General features: G+C 69.9%; 18 protein-coding genes, 1 tRNA gene and 1 pseudogene. 11 read left to right on the plus strand and 9 right to left on the minus strand.

Annotation, left to right across the window (positions count from 1 at the left end):
• Positions 1–29: 29 nt before the first annotated feature.
• Genes P2T37_RS12655 through P2T37_RS12670 form a run of 4 tightly spaced genes read right to left on the minus strand, consistent with a single transcriptional unit; the run spans position 30 to position 2480 of the window.
• Entirely contained in the window at positions 30–677 is a 648-nt protein-coding gene (locus P2T37_RS12655) for a 30S ribosomal protein S3ae (RefSeq protein WP_276234317.1), read from the minus strand.
• Positions 670–897: a KEOPS complex subunit Pcc1 gene (locus tag P2T37_RS12660; RefSeq protein WP_276234318.1), complete on the minus strand. Its 228-nt coding sequence runs from the start codon at positions 895–897 to the stop codon at positions 670–672. Before P2T37_RS12660 ends, P2T37_RS12655 begins: the two co-directional genes overlap by 8 nt.
• A complete protein-coding gene (locus P2T37_RS12665; protein ID WP_276234319.1) occupies positions 894–2015 on the minus strand; it encodes a hypothetical protein in 1122 nt (373 codons plus the stop codon). Before P2T37_RS12665 ends, P2T37_RS12660 begins: the two co-directional genes overlap by 4 nt.
• A complete protein-coding gene (locus P2T37_RS12670; RefSeq protein WP_276234320.1) occupies positions 2016–2480 on the minus strand; it encodes a 30S ribosomal protein S15 in 465 nt (154 codons plus the stop codon). It abuts the gene before it with no gap.
• A gap of 251 nt (positions 2481–2731) precedes the next feature.
• Between P2T37_RS12670 and P2T37_RS12675 the strand changes: the two genes are divergently transcribed.
• Positions 2732–2803 (plus strand) — tRNA-Ala (locus P2T37_RS12675).
• A gap of 305 nt (positions 2804–3108) precedes the next feature.
• Here the strand turns inward: P2T37_RS12675 and P2T37_RS12680 are convergent.
• Positions 3109–4068 carry a 1,4-dihydroxy-2-naphthoyl-CoA synthase gene (locus tag P2T37_RS12680; RefSeq protein WP_276234321.1) on the minus strand — a complete coding sequence of 320 codons (960 nt, stop codon included), beginning with the start codon at positions 4066–4068 and terminating at the stop codon, positions 3109–3111.
• A 79-nt stretch (positions 4069–4147) separates the two neighbouring features.
• Here P2T37_RS12680 and P2T37_RS12685 point away from each other — a divergent pair, with 79 nt between their 5' ends.
• Positions 4148–4999 (plus strand): DnaJ domain-containing protein, encoded by an 852-nt coding sequence (locus tag P2T37_RS12685; RefSeq protein WP_276234322.1) that lies wholly within the window; start codon positions 4148–4150, stop codon positions 4997–4999.
• Here P2T37_RS12685 and menD read toward each other — a convergent pair.
• The 3 genes and pseudogenes from menD to P2T37_RS12705 form a co-directional block, all read right to left on the minus strand.
• Positions 4989–6764, minus strand: coding sequence for a 2-succinyl-5-enolpyruvyl-6-hydroxy-3-cyclohexene-1-carboxylic-acid synthase (gene menD, locus P2T37_RS12690; RefSeq protein WP_276234323.1), 1776 nt, complete (start codon positions 6762–6764; stop codon positions 4989–4991). The genes P2T37_RS12685 and menD overlap by 11 nt on opposite strands.
• A pseudogene (locus P2T37_RS12695) lies at positions 6761–8103 on the minus strand (isochorismate synthase). Before P2T37_RS12695 ends, menD begins: the two are co-directional and overlap by 4 nt.
• A gap of 52 nt (positions 8104–8155) precedes the next feature.
• Entirely contained in the window at positions 8156–8746 is a 591-nt protein-coding gene (locus tag P2T37_RS12705; protein ID WP_276234326.1) for a sulfite oxidase-like oxidoreductase, read from the minus strand.
• 179 nt (positions 8747–8925) lie between these two features.
• Between P2T37_RS12705 and P2T37_RS12710 the strand changes: the two genes are divergently transcribed.
• From P2T37_RS12710 to P2T37_RS12740, 7 genes are all read left to right on the plus strand, one after another.
• The gene (locus P2T37_RS12710) at positions 8926–9138 is read left to right on the plus strand and encodes a ribbon-helix-helix domain-containing protein (protein WP_276234327.1); all 213 of its coding nucleotides are present in this window, start codon (positions 8926–8928) and stop codon (positions 9136–9138) included.
• Positions 9139–9202: 64 nt separating this feature from the next.
• Positions 9203–9481, plus strand: a complete 279-nt coding sequence (locus P2T37_RS12715; RefSeq protein ID WP_276234328.1) for a UPF0058 family protein — start codon at positions 9203–9205, stop codon at positions 9479–9481.
• 66 nt (positions 9482–9547) lie between these two features.
• A complete protein-coding gene (locus P2T37_RS12720; protein WP_276234329.1) occupies positions 9548–10210 on the plus strand; it encodes an O-methyltransferase in 663 nt (220 codons plus the stop codon).
• Between the two features lie 72 nt (positions 10211–10282).
• Positions 10283–11935: a long-chain fatty acid--CoA ligase gene (locus P2T37_RS12725; protein ID WP_276234330.1), complete on the plus strand. Its 1653-nt coding sequence runs from the start codon at positions 10283–10285 to the stop codon at positions 11933–11935.
• Positions 11936–12008: 73 nt separating this feature from the next.
• A complete protein-coding gene (locus P2T37_RS12730) occupies positions 12009–13163 on the plus strand; it encodes an acyl-CoA dehydrogenase family protein (protein WP_276234331.1) in 1155 nt (384 codons plus the stop codon).
• Positions 13164–13204: 41 nt separating this feature from the next.
• Positions 13205–13993, plus strand: coding sequence for an N-acyl homoserine lactonase family protein (locus P2T37_RS12735; protein ID WP_276234332.1), 789 nt, complete (start codon positions 13205–13207; stop codon positions 13991–13993).
• Positions 13993–14196: a hypothetical protein gene (locus P2T37_RS12740; RefSeq protein WP_276234333.1), complete on the plus strand. Its 204-nt coding sequence runs from the start codon at positions 13993–13995 to the stop codon at positions 14194–14196. The genes P2T37_RS12735 and P2T37_RS12740 overlap by 1 nt, the downstream gene beginning before the upstream one ends.
• Before the next feature lies 1 nt (position 14197).
• On the opposite strand, the gene P2T37_RS12745 is transcribed toward P2T37_RS12740, so the two are convergent.
• Positions 14198–14917 carry a DICT sensory domain-containing protein gene (locus tag P2T37_RS12745; RefSeq protein WP_276234334.1) on the minus strand — a complete coding sequence of 240 codons (720 nt, stop codon included), beginning with the start codon at positions 14915–14917 and terminating at the stop codon, positions 14198–14200.
• 241 nt (positions 14918–15158) lie between these two features.
• Here P2T37_RS12745 and P2T37_RS12750 point away from each other — a divergent pair, with 241 nt between their 5' ends.
• Both P2T37_RS12750 and P2T37_RS12755 read left to right on the plus strand, forming a co-directional pair.
• Positions 15159–17048: a 2-oxoacid:acceptor oxidoreductase subunit alpha gene (locus P2T37_RS12750; RefSeq protein WP_276234335.1), complete on the plus strand. Its 1890-nt coding sequence runs from the start codon at positions 15159–15161 to the stop codon at positions 17046–17048.
• Between the two features lie 2 nt (positions 17049–17050).
• Complete coding sequence (locus P2T37_RS12755; protein WP_276234336.1) at positions 17051–17986, plus strand: thiamine pyrophosphate-dependent enzyme; 936 nt, start codon at positions 17051–17053, stop codon at positions 17984–17986.
• Positions 17987–18165: the final 179 nt, after the last annotated feature.

The following is an 18165-nucleotide window of genomic DNA, read 5'->3' on the forward strand; positions in this document are numbered from 1 at the left end:
ACGGCCGATAAACGGGAAAAGGGTCGCGGTTACTCCTCGGACTCGACCTCGACGTCCTCCTCGTCGACGTCGACGGCCGTCTCCTCCTCGGCGGCGACCTCCTCGGGTCGCGCTTCGAGGGTGAGCTTCTGTATCTCGACGCGGCGAAGCGGGTACACCGTCTTCGCCTCGGCGTAGATGGTCGAGGAGAGCCGCCCCTCGACGATGCCCTCGATGAGGTCGTCGAAGGTGTGCTCGCGGGCCGTCTCGCGGACGATGCGGGACATCGTCTTGCGGATGGCGCGCTCCTGGCTGTGGTCGGCCTTCTTCGTCGTGAACGCGACGGGCTGTATCTGGACGCGGTGGTCGTCGCTCGTCAGGACGGTCTCGAAGGACTCCACCTTCGAGGAGCCGCGACGGACGAGCGAGCGCAGGTAGTCGCGCGTGAGTTCGTGCTCGACGAACTCCGTGTACGCGGCGTCCGAGCCGAGGTCCGTGATACGGAACGTCAGCTTCGTGTTGTTCTCGCTGGCGTCGCCCTGCAGTTCGCCGAGCGTCGTCTCGATGGTTCGGTCGTAGAGCTGTTCGGGTTCGTCCGCGGGGGTCTCGCCGAGTTCGGCCCGGTCGAACTGCTCGGGGGCCATGACGGTGTACCACCGCTTCTCCTGTTTCCGCTTGGAAACGCTTCGGTCACTCATTGTTGTGTATATCGTGTTCGGTTATCCGCTGTGCTACCGCGAGGTTGCTCACGTAGTCGTCGGCCGTCGCACGGAGGCCGCCGGTCGTCTCCCGCTCGATGGTCGTCACGACCGTCGAACCCTCGACGGTCGTCTCCACCTCGGGGGTGTTGTCCGGCGCGACGGCCGCCGCCACGAGGGCGGCGTCGTCGTGCTCCGTGCGGAAGGTCGCGCGTCTCATATCGCCGCGCGCACCTCCTTTTCGGCCGTCTCCGCGTCGATGTCGTCCACGTAGCCGGTCCGGCCGCGCCCGGTCGCCGTCGCGTCCGTCGCCGCGCCCGCCGCGCGGGCCGCCTCGGCCGCGCGCTCGCCGTACAGCGCCGCCGCCCCGCCGCCGACGGCGAGGACGAGCGGTTCCGGCGAACGGTAGCCGTGTGCGAGCCGCGCGACGGTGCCGAGCGGCGCCCCTTCGCCCGCGCGGACGACGCCCAGCCCGCTGTGGCGGGCGGGGTCGCCGTCGCGGACGGCGGTGTGGGCCGCCGCGCCGTGGTCGCGCCACGCGTCGAGCGCCGCGCCCGTGTGGGCCGGCTCGCCGTCGGCGCGCGCGGCTTCGAGCGCGAGCGCCGTCCCCACGCCGGGGGCGACACGCGCGCAGGCGTCCAACACGTCGGCGTAGCCGCCGAGCGTGCGGAACGGGCCGCCCGTGTACGGGCGGAGCGCGCGCTCGACGCGGTCCGCGGCGCGGTCGGGGGCGTCCCGGACCGCGCGCAGCGCGACGAGCGAGGCGAGCCGTCGGTGGTCGCCGTCGCCGAGTTCCGCGGGCAGGTCGAGGTCCGCGACCGCCGCGGTCGCGACCCCCTCGTCGCCCGAGAAGTCGGCGTGAACGAGGCCGGTGTGTGCCAGCCCGTCGGCGAGGTCCGCCACGGGCAGGGCCACGCCGGGCCGCCGGTCGAGCGCCGACTCGGCCTCGTCGTACAGCGGCAGGTCCGCGCCGGGGACGAAGCCGCCCGCGACCGCACCGGCGAGCGCGAGCACGGGGTCGGGCGTCGCGCCCAGTTCCCGCGCCGCGTCGTAGGCGGTCGATGCGAGCGGTTCGGTCGTGACGGACAGCGCCGCGTCCGGGGCCTCGGCCCCGAGAACGACGGTCGCGTCGGCCTCGGTGCCCGAGTCGCGGGGGACGCGGGAGACGGAGGCCTGAAAGCCGACGTCGGCCGCGCGAAGCGCCGCGCCCAGCTGGCCGAGCGCCGCGAGGGCGTCCCCGTCGGGCGTCGCCGTCAGCCGGACGAAGCCGGCGCTACGGCAGACGGCCGCGAGGCTCTCGGCGGGGGCGGACGCGTTCGGTCGGCCGGCCGTGGACATCTATTCGAGCAGTTCGACGGCGACGTCGTACGAGTACGTGAAGTCGGTGTCGAGTTCGTCGCCGCGGTAGTAGCTCACCAGCCGGCGGATCTTCGACTCCGTGTTCTGGAGCGCCCGCTTGTTCTGGTAGTCGGTGCCGTTCTCGCTCATGTGGTCGCGGAGGCGGACGGCACGCGCCATCAGGTTCCGCAGGTCCTCGGGGACCTCCGGGGCGGCGTCGTGCTCGTCGAGGATCTCGCCGACCTTCTTGTCGGTGGCGGCCTTCACGTCGGGGACCGGCGTCCCCTGAACGCCCTCGTCGCGGAGCTTCATGCCGATCTGCGAGGGGTCGTGCCCCTGCTCGGCCAGCTCCACGACGCGCTCCTCGATGGCGTCGGCGTCCACGTCGCTCCACTCGGGCGGGTCGTCTGCCGTCGGCTTGTCCGAACCGGACGAGCCGCGACGGCGGGTGTGCATTCGTGCCATTGTTCGAATTGGAAGGACACGAACCGCTGACTGACGAGCCGCGCGCTGCGGCGTCGCACTTCCGCAATCCCAAGCCGCGAAACCGCGGCGAAGTCGGACTTGCGGCCGTGCCGTTCCCACCGATACTGGTCGGTTCGCGCACTTATGGGTTGCTACTCGGGTTGCGGCGGGCGCCTCGACCCGACGACCGCCCGCCCGCACCGCTTCGATGGGTTTATACTCGGCAGTCGGATACGACAGGACGCGAACGCGGGCTCGTAGATCAGCGGTAGATCACTCCCTTGGCATGGGAGAGGCCCCGGGTTCAAATCCCGGCGAGTCCACTTCCTTCCCTCGCTTCGCTCGGTCAGTCGTGGACTCGCCGTACCTCGCGGAGCCTGCGGCTCCGCTCGGTCCCGGCGAGTTCTGAGGTGGTGTGTCGGTTTCGGCTCGCTATCGCGATTCGACGTGTCGTCTCTCCCTGCCCTCGGCGAAGTAAAGTAATGCCGGAAGCCCGTCGCCTCAGTACTGTCGTCCGTCATCCGAATCGCTATGGCCATCTCTTCTGTGGGCTCCCGTCGGTTCATCGGTAGTCGGACGAACACCGCGCCCGTTCAGCCGTCGACTCCTCCGCCACGAGCGCCGCGCCTCAGTAGTGCCACGGGAACTGCTCGAACTCCGGCTCCCGCCCCTCGTTGAAGGCGTCACGACCCTCCTTCGCCTCGTCGGTCATGTAGCCCAGCCGGGTCGCCTCGCCCGCGAACACCTGTTGGCCGACGAGGCCGTCGGTGTCGAGGTTGAAGGCGTACTTCAGCATCCGCATCGCCGTCGGGGACTTGCCGAGCATCTCGTCGGCCCACTCCAGCGCGCGCTCCTCCAGCCGCTCGTGCTCGACGACCTCGTTCACCATCCCCATGTCCGCGGCCTCCTCGGCGGAGTAGGTCTTCCCGAGGAAGAACACCTCGCGGGCCTTCTTGTGGCCGACCTGGTGGGCGAGATACGCCGAGCCGAACCCCGCGTCGAAGCTCGCCACGTCGGGGTCCGTCTGGAGGAACTTCGCCTTCTCGCCGGCGAGCGTCATGTCGCAGACGACGTGGAGCGAGTGGCCGCCGCCGACGGCCCAGCCGGGGACCACGGCGACGACGGGCTTGGGGATGTGGCGTATCTGCCGCTGGACCTCGAGGATGTGCAGGCGCGGCGCGGCGTGCTCGCCGGAGCCGCTGGCCGCCGACTCGCCCGTCCCGGCTCGCGTGTCGCGTTCGCTCCCGCTCGCTGTCGAGGCCCCGCTTCGCTCGTCCTCGCTATACTCGTAGCCCGCGTCCCCGCGGATGCGCTGGTCGCCGCCGGAACAGAAGGCCCACCCGCCGTCCTTCGGCGAGGGGCCGTTCCCGGTGATGAACACACAGCCCACGTCGGTCTGTCGCTTGGCGTGGTCGAGCGCCGCGGAGAGTTCGTCCACCGTCTCCGGGCGGAAGGCGTTGCGGACCTCCGGGCGGTCGAAGGCGATGCGGACCGCGCCCACGTCCGCGGCGCGGTGGTAGGTGAGGTCGGAGAAGTCGAAGCCGGCGATCGGCTCCCACGCGTCGGGGTCGAAGATGTCCGAGACCATACCGCGCCTGCGGCCGGCCGGAGCAAAAACCCGGGCGGTCCGGAGGGAGACTTTTGCCCCGGTACGTGGAAACGCGAACGTGACCCGGACCTACTACGACCTGCTCGGGGTCGACCCGGACGCGGACGCCGCGCGCGTCCGCGCCGCCTACCGCGAGCGGGTCAAGGAGGTCCACCCCGACGTGTCCGACCGGCCGGACGCCGCCGAGGCGTTCCGGGAACTCTCGGCCGCGAAGGAGACGCTCGTCGACCCGGTGGAGCGCGCCCGCTACGACCGGCTGGGACACGCGGCCTATGTCGGGGACGCGTCCCCCGAGGACGACCCGGATGCGGACGCCGCCGCCGGGGCGAGGGCCGCCGCGTCGGCGACGCGCGACCGGTCACGGCGCCGGGACCGCCGTCGCGGCAAGCACACCCGTGCCGGACGTGCGGCCCGAGAGCGGGCGGACGCGTGGGCCAGCGGCCGTGACGACGCCTGGTGGCGCACCGCCGAAACGGAGTCGGCGTGGGACGGCGCGACGACGGCCTCGACGGGCGGGTCGGGGCGGGCGGGCCGGTCGACCGCGACGGACCGGTCGGGCTACCGCGTCTCGACGCGCGCCGAGTCGGCGGTCGGGTTCACGGTCGAGCGGGGCCTGCTCGCCGTCGCGGTGTTCTTCTGCTACCCGATGCTGCTCGGCGTGGCGGTGCTCCCGCCGTTCGCGTTCGGTATCCGGGTCGCGGCCGCCGTCGTCGCCCTCCTGCTCGTCGCGCACACGCTCTCGGTGCCCGAGTCCGGTGTGCTCGTCTTCGGCGCGCTGACGGCCGTCGCGCCCCCGGCGCTGACGCTCGCGGGAATCGGCCTGTTCTCGGTGACGGGCGTCGTCGCGTGGGCGTTCTGCTGGGTCCCGCTCGTCATCGCGGGCGCGAACCTGCTCGCGCTCAGAGGGTAGCGTCGAGTTCCGCCGCGACGCGCTCCTGGAGCTCCTCGCGCACGGCGTGGCTCTCCGCCGAGTCGAACCCGACCTCGATGACCTGCGTTCCCTCTCTCTCCACGCTCGCCGTGTACGCCTCGCGGAACCCCTCGCGCGTCGTCGTCCGCGCGAACGCCAGCCCGTAGAGGTCGCCCGTCGGCGAGAAGTCGAGGCCGTGGGGCGTGCGGAAGTACCCCTCGAAGGTGTCGTGCGCCTCGATGGGGAGCAGGTGGAAGATGCCGCCGCCGTCGTTGTTTATCAGGACGATAGTGGCGTCCAGCCCGAACCGCCCGACAGCGAGCAGGCCGTTGGTGTCGTGGTAGTACGCGAGGTCGCCCGTCACGAGCACGAGCGGGTCGTCCGTGGCGCTGCCGGCGCCCAGCGCCGTCGAGGTGATGCCGTCGATGCCCGACGCGCCGCGGTTGCCAAGCGCCGTGATGTCGGCCGCCCGGGGCTCGGCGAAGCGGTCGAGGTCGCGGACCGGCATCGAGTTCGAGACGAACAGCGTCGCGGGGTCGGGCGCGAGCGCCGCCGCGTCGGCGAGTACCTGTCCCTCGAAGAAGCGGTCCTCCGCCGCGACGAGCGACCGGTAGTCGGCCTCGACGTCCGCGAGCAGGTCGGCGAAGCCGTCCCCGTCGCGCTCGACGCGCCCCGCCAGCGCGCTCGCGAGGTGGGTCGGGTCCGCGACGAGGGTGTCCGTCGCCGTGAACTCCGCCTCGCGCCAGCCGCCCGCGGGGTCCACGAGGAACTGTCGGGGCGCGTCCGCCTCCATCGACAGGGTCGTGTCCGCGAGCGCCTTCCGCGTCCGCTTCGACGTGGGCGAGGCCCCGAACCGGAGCACCACGTCGGGCGTGGGCAGACGCGTCCTCAGCGCCGGTGCCCACGCGTCGTAGCCGCCGAGGACGGTGACCTCCTCCGTGTGGTCGCCGAACCTGATTCCCGAGAGCGGGTCCGCGAGCACGGGAAAGCCGGTCGCCTTCGCCAGCCCGAGCAGGGCGTCGCGGTCGGGGGTCGGTCGGTCGGCCGGCCCGCAGAATATCAGGCCGCGATCGGCCCCGTTCAGCGCCCGGACGACCGCCGCGCGGTCGCTCGCGGTCAGGGTCGGTCTCCCCTGCGTCGTCCGCACGAACGGGCCGTCGCGCCCCCGCGCGGCGAGCGCATGGTCGTCCGCCCACCCCTCGGGCACGTCGTCCGTCTCCACCGTGGGTTCGAGCGGCTTGCGGAACGGGACGTTCAGGTGGACCGGGCCGGGGTTCGTCGCCGTCGCGGTCGCCACCCCCCGCGAGACGGCCGTCCGGAGCGCGCGGAGCTTCCGGTCCGCCGTCTCGGGTTCCGGGAGGGTCCGGTAGTGTCGCACGGCGTCGCCGTAGAGGTCCGCCTGGTCGACTGTCTGGTTCGCGCCGCTGTCGTCGAGTTCCGGGGGGCGGTCGGCCGTGAGCAGCAGCATCGGAACGCGGGCGCGGCCGGCCTCCATCACCGCGGGGTGGTAGTTCGCGAGCGCCGTCCCCGAGGTGCAGACGAGCGGCGTGGGCGTGCCCGTGCGCTTGGCCCGCCCGAGCGCGAAGAACGCGGCCGAGCGCTCGTCGAGGTGCGAGAACGTCTCGATGTCGGGATGCTCGGCGAAGGCGACGGTCAGCGGCGTCGAGCGCGACCCCGGGGAGAGGACCGCCGCGTCGACGCCGCTCTTCGCCACCTCGTCCACGATTGCCCGGCCCCACAGCGTGTTGACGTTGGGCGCGCTCATTCGAGTTCGTCGAGCATCGGCCGGTACTTGAGTTGGACCTCGTCCCACTCGGCGTCGGGGTCGGAGTCCTCCACGATGCCGACGCCGGCGAACAGGGTCGCGGTGTCGCCCGCGGCGACGGCCGACCGGAGCGCGACCGCGAAGCTCCCGTAGCCGGCGGCGTCGAACCAGCCGACGGGCGCGGCGTACCAGCCCCGCGAGAACGGCTCGGTGTCGCGGATGGTGTCGAGCGCGCGCTCGGGCGGGAGGCCGCCGACGGCGGGCGTCGGGTGGAGCGCCTCCACGAGCGAGAGGACGTGCTCCTCGCGGGCGAGTTCGGCCGTGATGGGCGTTTCGAGGTGCTGGACGGTCGCGAGCCGGCGCACCCGTCGTTCGCCGGTCGTGACGTTGGCCGCGAACGGCTCCAGCTGTTCGCGGATGGTGTCGGCGACGATCTCGTGCTCGTGGGTGTTCTTGTCGTCCGTGCGGAGCTCGTCGGCGAGCCACTCGTCCTCGGCGGGCGTGTCGCCACGGCCCGTCGTCCCCGCGAGCGCGCCCGTCGAGACGGTCCGCCCGCGCAGGCCGACCAGCCGCTCGGGCGTCGCGCCGTAGAAGGAGGGCACGTCGTCGCCGGGGTCGGCGTCGGCCGGCTCGACGAGGAAGCGGTAGCAGTCGGGGTACGTCCCCGCCAGCCGGTCCAGCACGTCGTGGACGGGCAGGGGCGCGTCGAGCGTCACGTCGAGCGCCATCGCGAGCACGACCTTGCGGAGTTCGCCCGCGGCGATGCGGTCGGTGGCGTCCGTGACCGAGTCGCGCCACGCGGCCTTCGAGGTGGTGCGCGCGCGGTCGACGATGCGGGGACGGGCGGCCGGCGCGGGGTCGGGGAGGTCGGCCAGTTCCTCGACCGTCCCGGCGAGGCGGCGCTCGACCGCCTCGGGCGTCGCCTCGGGGCCGACGGCGTTGACCGTGAGCCACGCGCCGTCGTCGGTGTACGTCAGCTGTCGCCGGGGGGAGCACGAACCCCGCGCCGGGGGAAGCCCGTCCACGGCGCGGAGCCGTCGTGGTCGTCGTGGAAGGCGAAGCCGCCGAACAGCCGCGGGCGGGCGGCCTCGGTGCCGGCGTGGACGTTGCCGTGGTCGAACAGCGCCTCGCCGGTCTCGCGTACGCGGTCGAACCGGTCCCGGCCCGCCGCGGTGACGCTCGCGGCGGCGCCGGAGCCGACGACGGTCGCCTCGCCGGGGGCGCTCCAGAGGACGCGCGGCGCCTCGGCCGCGGCCAGCGCGGCCCGGACGGACGGGGCGGGGAGTCGCGTCGCCCGCGAAATCACGCCGGCCGACGCCTCGTCCCCGAGCGGTTCCATTGCCCGGCGATAGGGGGGCCACCGTTTTAGGGTTCCCGTTCCCGGTGGGTCGCTACGCGTACCGCTCCTCGTTCCACGGGTTCGCCGTGTTCGAGTAGCCGCGCTTCTCCCAGTAGCCCCGCTCCGGCTCCGTGAGGAACTCGACGCCGGTCACCCACTTCGCGCCCTTGTACGCGTACTTGTGGGGTGTGACGACCCGGAGCGGGCCGCCGTGCTCGGCGGGGAGCGGTTCGCCGTCGAGTTCCCACGCGAACAGCACCTCCCGGCGGTCGCAGGTGTCGAGGGGGAGGTTCGTCGTGTAGCCGTCCGCGGCGTGGAACATGACGTGGACCGCGTCGTCGCGGACGCCCGCCGCCTCCATCAGCGTCGGGAACGTGACGCCGCGGAAGGCGTTGTCGAACCGCGACCAGCCCGTCACGCAGTGGAAGTCCTGCTTCTGACTCTCGGTCGGGAGGTCCCGGAACTCGTCGAACGACAGCGCGAGGTCGTTCTCGACCGCGCCCCACACCTCGAAGGTCCACTCGTCGCGGTTCACGCTCGGCGTCTCCCCCTTCGAGAGCACGGGGAACCGCGTCGTCTCCCGCTGGCCCGGCGGGAGCCGCTTGCCGTCGAACTCCTCGTGGAGGCCCGTCACGTCGTGCATACCACGGCTCGGGGGCGCGGCCCCGTATGCGTACCGCTCCCGGCGCGGACTTGCCGTGTCGAAAACTCATCACGGAGAAAGCCACAAGGAAATATATCGCGAGGCGAAGCTCTGATTGACGAACGGGAAAATCACCCCATCAGGATTAAATACCCGACTGTCGAAACGCGGGACGAGCGATGGTCAAGGTAGACATCACGGTCCCCGAACATCTGGAGATGCAGATCGCGCAGCTGGTCGAACAGGGGGAGTTCGCCAGCCGCGAGGAGGCGCTGGAGGACATCCTCTCGGCGGGCATCCGCGCCTACAAGACCTCGGGACCGATGGACGAGGAGGAACCGGCGTACGAGGAGGACGGGATGATGGGGCACGACGACGAGTACGTCTTCTGACGGCGCGGCGTGTGTAATCGGCTTGCACGCAACGTTTATCCGCGTTTCACGGATACGCACGGGTATGCACAAAGACGAGCTGCTCGAGCTCCACGGCCACATGGTGGAGATAATGAACACCTTCCGCGGGATGGACGCCGTCGACTCGGACGCCTTCGCCGGCTACGACGAACTCGACGTGACCCCCGACGACGTCCACAAGTCGAAGAGCGAGCACAAACACGCCGTCTTCGTCCTCGGGAACTCGCTCGCGACCATCATGTCGGAGGACGAGTTCTCCGACGCCGGCCGCATCGGCAAGCGAATGGAGGAGCTGGCCGAGGACGCCGAGTCGAAGCTCTGAGTTCGGGACTCGTTCTCGCCGCACGCAGCCCGCAGAGCTAACGGTGTCGCCGGCCGCACGTTCGGTATGCACGACATCGACCCGGCGCGCGTCGGCCGGCTCGCCCGCGCGCTCGCCGAGGGGGACGAGGTGACAGCGGAGATGGACGCCCGCGCCGAGGCGGAAGGGTTCCCGACGGTCGGCCCGGCCGTCGGCGGGTGGCTCCGGCTGCTCGCGCGGACGACCGACCCGGTTCGGGGGTTCGAGTTCGGCTCCGGGTTCGGCTACTCCGCGTACTGGTTCGCGGACGCCTTCCCGCCGGACGGCGAACTCGTTCTGACGGAGGTGGACGCCGACGAACTCGCGGACGCCCGCGACTACCTCGCCCGGGGCGGCTACGCCGACCGCTGTGTCTTCGAACACGGGGACGCCCTCGACACCGTCGAGCGGTACGACGGCCCGTTCGACGTCGTCCTCGTCGACAACGAGAAGGAGCGCTACCCGGAGGCGTTCGCCGCGGTCCGCGACAAGGTCGCGCCCGGCGGGATGGTCTTCGTGGACAACGCCGTGACCGCGGGGCCGCTCGACTTCGACGGTATCCTCGCGCTCGTGGAGGGCGACGAGTACGACGCGAACGCCGAGACGGCGGGGGTCGCCGAACTGCTCGCCACGCTGCGCGACGATTCCGACTTCGAGGTCGCGCTGTTGCCGGTGGGGGAGGGAGTGGCCGTGGCCCGCCGTCGGGACTGACCTCGTTTCAACGGCGTGTCACGGTGCGGGGTAGCAAGAATCATTACCGACCGCGGCCACGTTCCGGACGACATGCCCGGAGGACACACGCAGACGCTACGGCCGTTCCTGTGGCGCGCGAGCAAACTGTACGAGGACACGGAGATCGTCTCGCGCAACCACGACGGGATGAGTCGGCGCACGTACGGGGAGTACGCCGACCGCGTGGCGCAGTTGGCCAACGCGCTGGACGACCTCGGAATCGAGGACGGCGACCGCGTGGCGACGTTCTGTTGGAACACGGACCGTCACTTCGAGGTGTACTTCGCCGCGCCGTCGATGGGGGGACAGCTCCACACCATCAACCCGCTGCTCCCGGACGAGCACATCCGCTACATCGTCGAGAACGCGGACGACCAGGTCATCTTCGTCGACCCGTCGCTCGCCGAGAAGATGGCGGGCGCCGCCGAGGGGGCCGAGGAGTTCGAGGGCGTCGACCTCGTCGTGATGGGCGACGCGGACGCGACGCCGCTCGACGCGGCGTCGTACGAGTCGTTCATCGAGGGGTACGACACCGACTACGACTGGCCCGACCTCCCGGACGACCAGCCCGCGGGGATGTGTTACACCTCGGGCACGACGGGGAAGCCGAAGGGCGTCGAGTACACCCAGTCGATGCTGTGGAGCCACACGATGATGTCGCTCTCGCCGCAGGGGATTCCGATGGCGGACGACGACGTGGTGATGCCCGTCGTCCCGATGTTCCACGTCAACGCGTGGGGGATGCCCTTCACGGCGACCGCGGGCGGCTCGAAGCAGGTGTTCCCCGGCCCGTCGCCGGACCCGGCCGACATCGCCTCGCTCATCGAGGAGGAGGGCGTCACGCTCACCGCGGGCGTCCCGACGGTGTGGCTCGGCCTGATGGAGTACTGCAAGGAGAACGACGTGGACCTCTCGACGCTCGACCGCGTCATCGTCGGCGGCTCCGCGGCGCCGAAGTCGATGATCCGCTGGTTCGACGACCGCGGCGTCGAGGTGCTCCACGCGTGGGGCATGACCGAGATGGCGCCCATCGGCTCCGTCTCGCACCTCAAGAGCGACCTGGAAGGCGCCGACTACGACACGCAGGTCGAGAAGCGCGGCAAGCAGGGCATCATGGTGCCCGGCATCGAGTTCCGCGTCATCGACGAGGACGGCGAGGAGATCGCGTGGGACGGCGAGGAGTTCGGCGAACTCCACGTCCGCGGTCCCTCCATCACGAAGGAGTACTTCAAGCGGCCAGACGCGAACGAGGAGGACTTCGAGGACGGGTGGCTGAAGACCGGCGACGTGGTCAGCGTCGACGAGGACGGCTACATCAAGATCGTCGACCGCGCGAAGGACGTCATCAAGTCCGGCGGCGAGTGGATCTCCTCGGTCGAACTGGAGAACGCCATCATGGCCCACGACGACGTACAGGAGGCGACCGTCATCGGCGTCCCCCACGAGAAGTGGCAGGAGCGGCCCGTCGCCTTCGTCGTGCCGACCGCGGACGCGGACCGCGACACGCTCGACGAGGAGGTCATGGACATGCTCCGCGACGAGTACCCGAAGTGGTGGCTCCCGGACGCCGTCGAGTACATCGACGAGGTGCCGAAGACCGCTACCGGGAAGTTCTCGAAGAAGGACCTCCGCGAGCAGTACACCGGCAGCATGGAACTGCACGAGGGCTCCGTCCCCGAGGACGCGGCGCCCGAGCAGGACTGAGCGACTAAACGGCCGGCAACGACCCCCCGGTTTCCGGGGGTATTTCGTTCTCGAATCCCTATCGGATGGTAGCATGGACCTTCTCGACGAGTCCGTCGTGCCGGAGCACGCGCGCGAAGTCAAGGCCGAGGCGCGCGCCTTCGCGGAGGAACACATCGAACCGAACGCTCACGAGTACCACGAGTCCGGGGAGTACCCGTGGGAGGTGCTCGAAGCGGGGATGGACGCCGGCCTCATCTCGCAGGACATCGGCGAGGAGTGGGGCGGCCGCGGCCTCGGTCTCCACGAGATACTCGCCATCGCGGAGGAGTTCTACCGCGCGGACGCCGGCATCGCGCTGACGCTCCAGCTGGCGAGCTTCGGCGCGGAGATGCTGGAGGAACACGGCAACGAGGAACAGAAGGAGGAGTACCTCCGCCCCGTCGCCGAGAACGACCAGATAACCGGGCTGGCGGTCTCCGAACCCGAGACCGGGAGCGACCTCGCCGGCATGGCGACGAGCGCCGAGAAGGACGGCGACGAGTACGTCCTGAACGGCGAGAAGTACTGGGTCGGCAACGCCGTCGAGGCCGACTGGGTGACGCTGTACGCCAAGACGGGCGACGACGAGACCAACCGCTACGGCAACTACTCGCTGTTCATCGTCCCGACGGACACCGAGGGCTACGACGCCGAACACATCCCCGAGAAGATGGGGATGCGCGCCTCGAAGCAGGGGCACATCGTCCTCGACGACGCGCGGGTCCCCGAGGAGAACCTCATCGGCGTCGAGGGGGCGGGCTTCTACATGCTCGCCGACTTCTTCAACCACGGTCGCATCGTCGTCGGGGGCCACGGCCTCGGGCTGGCCGCCGCGGCCATTGAGGAGGCGTGGGACTTCGTCCACGGGCGCAACGCGTTCGGCCGACAGGTAAACGAGTTCCAGTCCGTCCAGCACATCCTCGCGGACATGCGCCTGGAGTTCGAGTCGGCGCGCGCGCTGAACTGGCGGGCCGCGGACAAGGTGGTCGAGAACGACCGTGCGGGCTTCTGGGCCTCCATGGCGAAGGTGAAGTCCACCGAGGTCGCCAACGACTGCGCCGAGCGCGGGATGCAGCTCCACGGCGGGCGCTCCATCCTCAAGGAGAACCGTATCTCCCGCGTCTACCGCGACGTGCGCATCCCCGTCATCTACGAGGGGGCCAACGAGATACAGCGCAACCTCATCTACTCGCAGACGCCGGAGTAATCGCGGCGTACTGTTATACTGCCGGCGCGACTACGCCCGGCATGGACTTCGACGTCCACCTCGTCGACCGGGGCCGCATCGAGGCCGACGCGAACTTCGTGCTCGACGGCTCCGTGGTCGCCACCGCCTCGGAGCCGAACCCCGACCTCTCGTACGACGAGTTCCTCGTGTGGAACCTCGTCATCGACCACCCGGAAGCCACCGTCCTCTGGGACACCGGCTCGCACCCCGAAGCGGGGGACGGCTACTGGCCCGCGCCGCTGTACGAGGCGTTCGCCCACGTCGACGCGGCCGAGCACGACCTCGCGGACGACCTCGCCGACCACGGGTTCGCTATCGAGGACATCGACGCCGTCGTCATGTCGCACCTCCACCTCGACCACGCGGGCGGCCTCTCCCACTTCGAGGGGACGGACACGCCGATATACGTCCACGAGCGCGAGATAGAGTTCGCCTACCGCTCCGCGAAGACCGACACCGGGAGCGTCGCGTACTGGGCGCCGGACTTCGACCGCGACCTGAACTGGGCCGTCGTCGAGGGCGACCGACGGCTCGTGGAGGGGGTCGAACTGCTCCACCTGCCGGGCCACACGCCCGGCCTGCTCGGCGCGCGCATCGACCACGGCGACGGCACCCTGCTCGTCGTCGGGGACGAGGCGTACTGGGAGGAGAACTACGAGGGCCAGTCGATGGCCGCGTCGCTGCTGTGGGACAACCGGGCGTGGCGGGAGTCGCTCGCGTACGTCCGCGACCTCGAACGCCGTACGGACGCGGACGTGCTGCTCGGCCACGACACGGCGATGCTGGAGCGGTTCGAGGGTGGCTGGTGATGGAGCGGCGCTGTCCCGACTGCGGCGTGACGATGGAGCCGATAACCCTGAAGTCGAACGGCGGCTACGAGCTCCAGGCCGTCTCCGACGAGAACCGCGGCGGCATCCTCGGCTCGCTCGGGATGAAGGAGCGGCTGGACCTCGAAACGGTCGCCTGTCCGGAGTGCGGGCTGGTCAGGCTGTACGCGGGCGCGGAGGAGTGAGCTACTGCTCGATGAGTCCGTACGAGGTCTCGAGGTAGTCGAGTATCCAGTCGACCGTCTCGGGGTCGTACGTCCAGAAGCCGTAGAAGGAGCGCGGCTCGCGCTCCTCCGCGAGGAGGGCGCACTTGTTCACGTCCACGCCCGCGCCGTCGTAGACGACGAACCACGACTCGCGTATTTCGTCGGCGCGCTCGACGTGGATGGTGAGGTCGGTGTCGTGGTCAGGCACCTCCGTGTCCGGGGCGGCGTAGGCGTGGACCTTCAGCCCCTCCTTCGAGGCGAGCTGTTCGTACACGTCCATCTGGGGGGAGAGGATGGAGAGCTTCTGGAACCCCGCGTGGAGTTCACCCTTGCCGAGCCGCCACGCGCGGTCCTCGATCTCGCGGGAGGCCGCGATCATCTGCTCGGTGTCGTAGGAGGTGAACATCGTCTCGTCGAGGTGGTCGAGGATGGGCCGGTAGGCGTCCTCCGCGAACTCGGGGTCCGTGTCGGCCCGGTCGGAGAGCACCTCGGAGATGCTGGCCGCCGTGACGAACTCGTCGTCCTTCGAGAGCACGACGAACGAGCCGGGCGTCCCCGACGGCGTGGATTCGCCGGTGACCGTGAGGTTGCGGTCACCGAACTGGGCGCGGATGGTCTCGACGGCGTCCGCGTCGCTGTTGAACACCGTGAGCGTCTTCTCGTGGTCCTCGACACCACGGATGAGTTCGGTCAGCGACATTCGGTCGGTTGTGGGGACGCCACAATCACGTATATACCTGTGGGGTGAATGCGTCCCCCGACGGCGGGCCGAATGGGCGGCCTCGCTCGCCGGGGAACGGCGTCGGTCGCGCGGGTCGACGGCCGTGTTTACAACGGTTAATACACCTTTATCATTATTAATCCTTGCTAACAACTCACAAACCCTTTTGCTCGGGGCCGACCGAGTTCGTACAAGGCGTTCGCCACGCGCCGGTCCTACCATGACAGCAAACGAACTCGTCTGGCGAATCGCGGGCGGTTCCGGCGACGGAATCGACTCGACGAGCCAGAACTTCACGAAGGCGCTGATGCGTGCGGGGTTGCACGTGTTCACACACAGACACTACCCGTCGCGTATCCGCGGCGGCCACACGTACGTGGAGGTACGCGCCCGCGACGAACCGACGAAGTCGCGCGGCGACGGCTACAACTTCCTGCTCTCGCTGGGCGACTCCTTCGCGCGCAACCCCAAGGAGGAGGCGTACTACGGGAAGGAGGAGGTGAAGCCGCTGACGGAGAACCTCGACGACCTCCGCGAGGGCGGCATCATCGTCTACGACTCGGGCCTCCTCGACGACGAGGACCTCCCCGACGACTTCGACGAGCGCGCCGAGGCGAACGACTGGCACGTCTACCCGCTCGACCTGCGCGCCATCGCCAAGGAGCACGGCCGCGAGGTCATGCGCAACACCGCGGGCGTCGGCGCGACGGCCGCCCTGCTCGACCTCGACCTCTCCTACTTCGACGAACTGATGCAGGAGGGGATGCCCGAGGAGGTGTACGAGGCGAACTACGAGGTCCTCACGGACGCGTACGAGCAGGTGGCCGCGATGGACCACGACCACGACATCGTCGTCCCCGAGAACGACCACGAGAGCGACCAGGTCCTGCTCTCCGGGTCGAACGCCATCGCCTACGGCGCGCTCGACGAGGGCTGCCGCTTCATCGCCGGCTACCCCATGACGCCGTGGACGGAGGTGTTCACGCTGATGAGCCAGCACCTCCCCGACTTCGGCGGCGTCGCCGAGCAGGTGGAGGACGAGATCGCCGCGGCGACGCTCGCCATCGGCGCCTCACACGCGGGCGTGAAGGCCATGTCCGGGTCGTCGGGCGGCGGCTTCGCGCTGATGTCCGAACCGCTCGGCCTCGCGGAGATGACCGAGACGCCCATCGTCCTCGTTGAGGCGGCCCGCGCGGGGCTCTCGACCGGGATGCCGACGAAGCCGGAACAGGGCGACCTCGAACACGTCCTCTACACGAGCCAGGGCGACTCCAACCGCGTCGTCTTCGCGCCGGGCAACGTCCAGGAGGCGTACACCCAGACGCGAAAGGCGTTCCAGATCGCCTACGGCTACCACATCCCGGCCATCGTCCTCTACGACCAGAAGCTCTCGGGCGAACTCCGCAACGTCGACGCGGCGTTCTTCGACGAGGAGCCGACCCCGGACCTCGGCGCGACCCTCACGGAGGAGGAACTGGAGGAGGCCGCCCACCACGCGTCGGGCAAGTTCCAGCGGTTCCGCCACGACCCCGAGAACGGCGTCTCGCCCCGGTCGATTCCGGGCCAGCGCGGCGGCCGCTTCCTCGCGTCGGGGAACGAACACACCCCGGAGGGGCATATCTCGGAGGACCCGGAGAACCGGGTCGCCCAGATGGACCGTCGGCTCCGAAAGATGGAGCACATCCGTGAGGAACTGGACTCCGAGACGAGCCACCAGACGCTCCACGGGCCGGAGGACGCCACCTACGGCGTCATGACCTACGGGAGCCAGCAGGGAACCGTCGAGGAGGCCGTCGACCGTCTGCGCGACGCGGGCCACGACGTGAAGGCGCTCGGCGTCTCCGACATGATGCCGTTCCCGGAGGCCGAACTGACGGAGTTCCTCGAATCCGTCGACCGGTGTCTCGTCGTCGAGATGAACACCTCCGAACAGTTCCGCGGGCTCGTCCAGAAGGAGCTGGGCCGCTTCGGCCCGAAGATGGCGAGCCTGCTGAAGTACAACGGGAACCCCTTCGAGCCGGCGGAGATCGTCGAGGGGTTCGAAGCGACGATAACGGACGGGTCGTTCGAGCGGACCACCGCTCGGTTCCAGCCCGCCGCAGGTGACTGACAATGAGCGCATTCAACGCTATCGGACAGGAACGCGAGGTCGACCAGAACGAGTTCACGCCGGAGATCGAGCCGCAGGCGACGTGGTGTCCGGGCTGTGGCGACTTCGGCGTCCTGAAGGCGCTGAAGGGTGCCGCGGCCGAGTTGGGGCTCGACCCCGAGGAGATACTGCTCGTCACGGGCATCGGCTGCTCGGGCAAGCTCTCCTCGTACTTCGAGAGCTACGGGTTCCACTCCATCCACGGCCGCTCGCTCCCGCTCGCGCGGGCCGCGAAGCTCGCCAACCCCGAACTCACCGTCATCGCGGCCGGCGGCGACGGCGACGGCTACGGCATCGGCGGGAACCACTTCATGCACAGCGCGCGGGAGAACCACGACATGACCTACATCGTGTTCAACAACGAGATATTCGGGCTGACGAAGGGACAGACCTCCCCGACGAGCCCGAAGGGTCACAAGTCGAAGACCCAGCCGCAGGGCTCCGCGAAGGACCCCCTCCGGCCGCTCTCGATGAGCCTCTCCGCGGGCGCCTCGTACGTCGCCCGCACGGCCGCCGTGAACCCGAACCAGGCGAAGGAGATACTCGTCGAGGCCATCCAGCACGACGGCTTCTCGCACGTGGACTTCCTCACGCAGTGTCCCACGTGGAACAAGGACGCCCGGCAGTACGTCCCCTACATCGACATCCAGCAGAACGAGGAGTACGACTTCGATATCACGGACCGGCGCGAGGCCGCGGACGCGATGTACGAGACGGAGTCGGCGCTGTGGGACGGGAAGGTGCTCACCGGGCGCTACTTCAAGCAGGAGGACCGCCGGAGCTACCACGAGGAGAAAATCGCGACCGGCGCGATGCCGGAGGACCCCATCGCGGAGCAGTACTTCGACGACGACCACGAGTGGAAGCGGTCGTACGACCTGCTCGACGCGCACCGGTAGGAGTCCCCGTTCTCGCGGTTCTTTTTCGAGTAGTTCCGAGCGTTGGGTTCGCCGTTATCGTATCGGAGTCAGTCACGGCGAGCGCCCTGCTCGCGCCCGTCGTCTTCAGCCACTGCCTCAGGAACGTCCTTCTCACGCGGTTCTATGAGTACCGTCCCGCGACCGCCCCGCCCACATAC

The organism is Halosegnis marinus, assembly GCF_029338355.1.
GTDB lineage: Archaea > Halobacteriota > Halobacteria > Halobacteriales > Haloarculaceae > Halosegnis > Halosegnis marinus.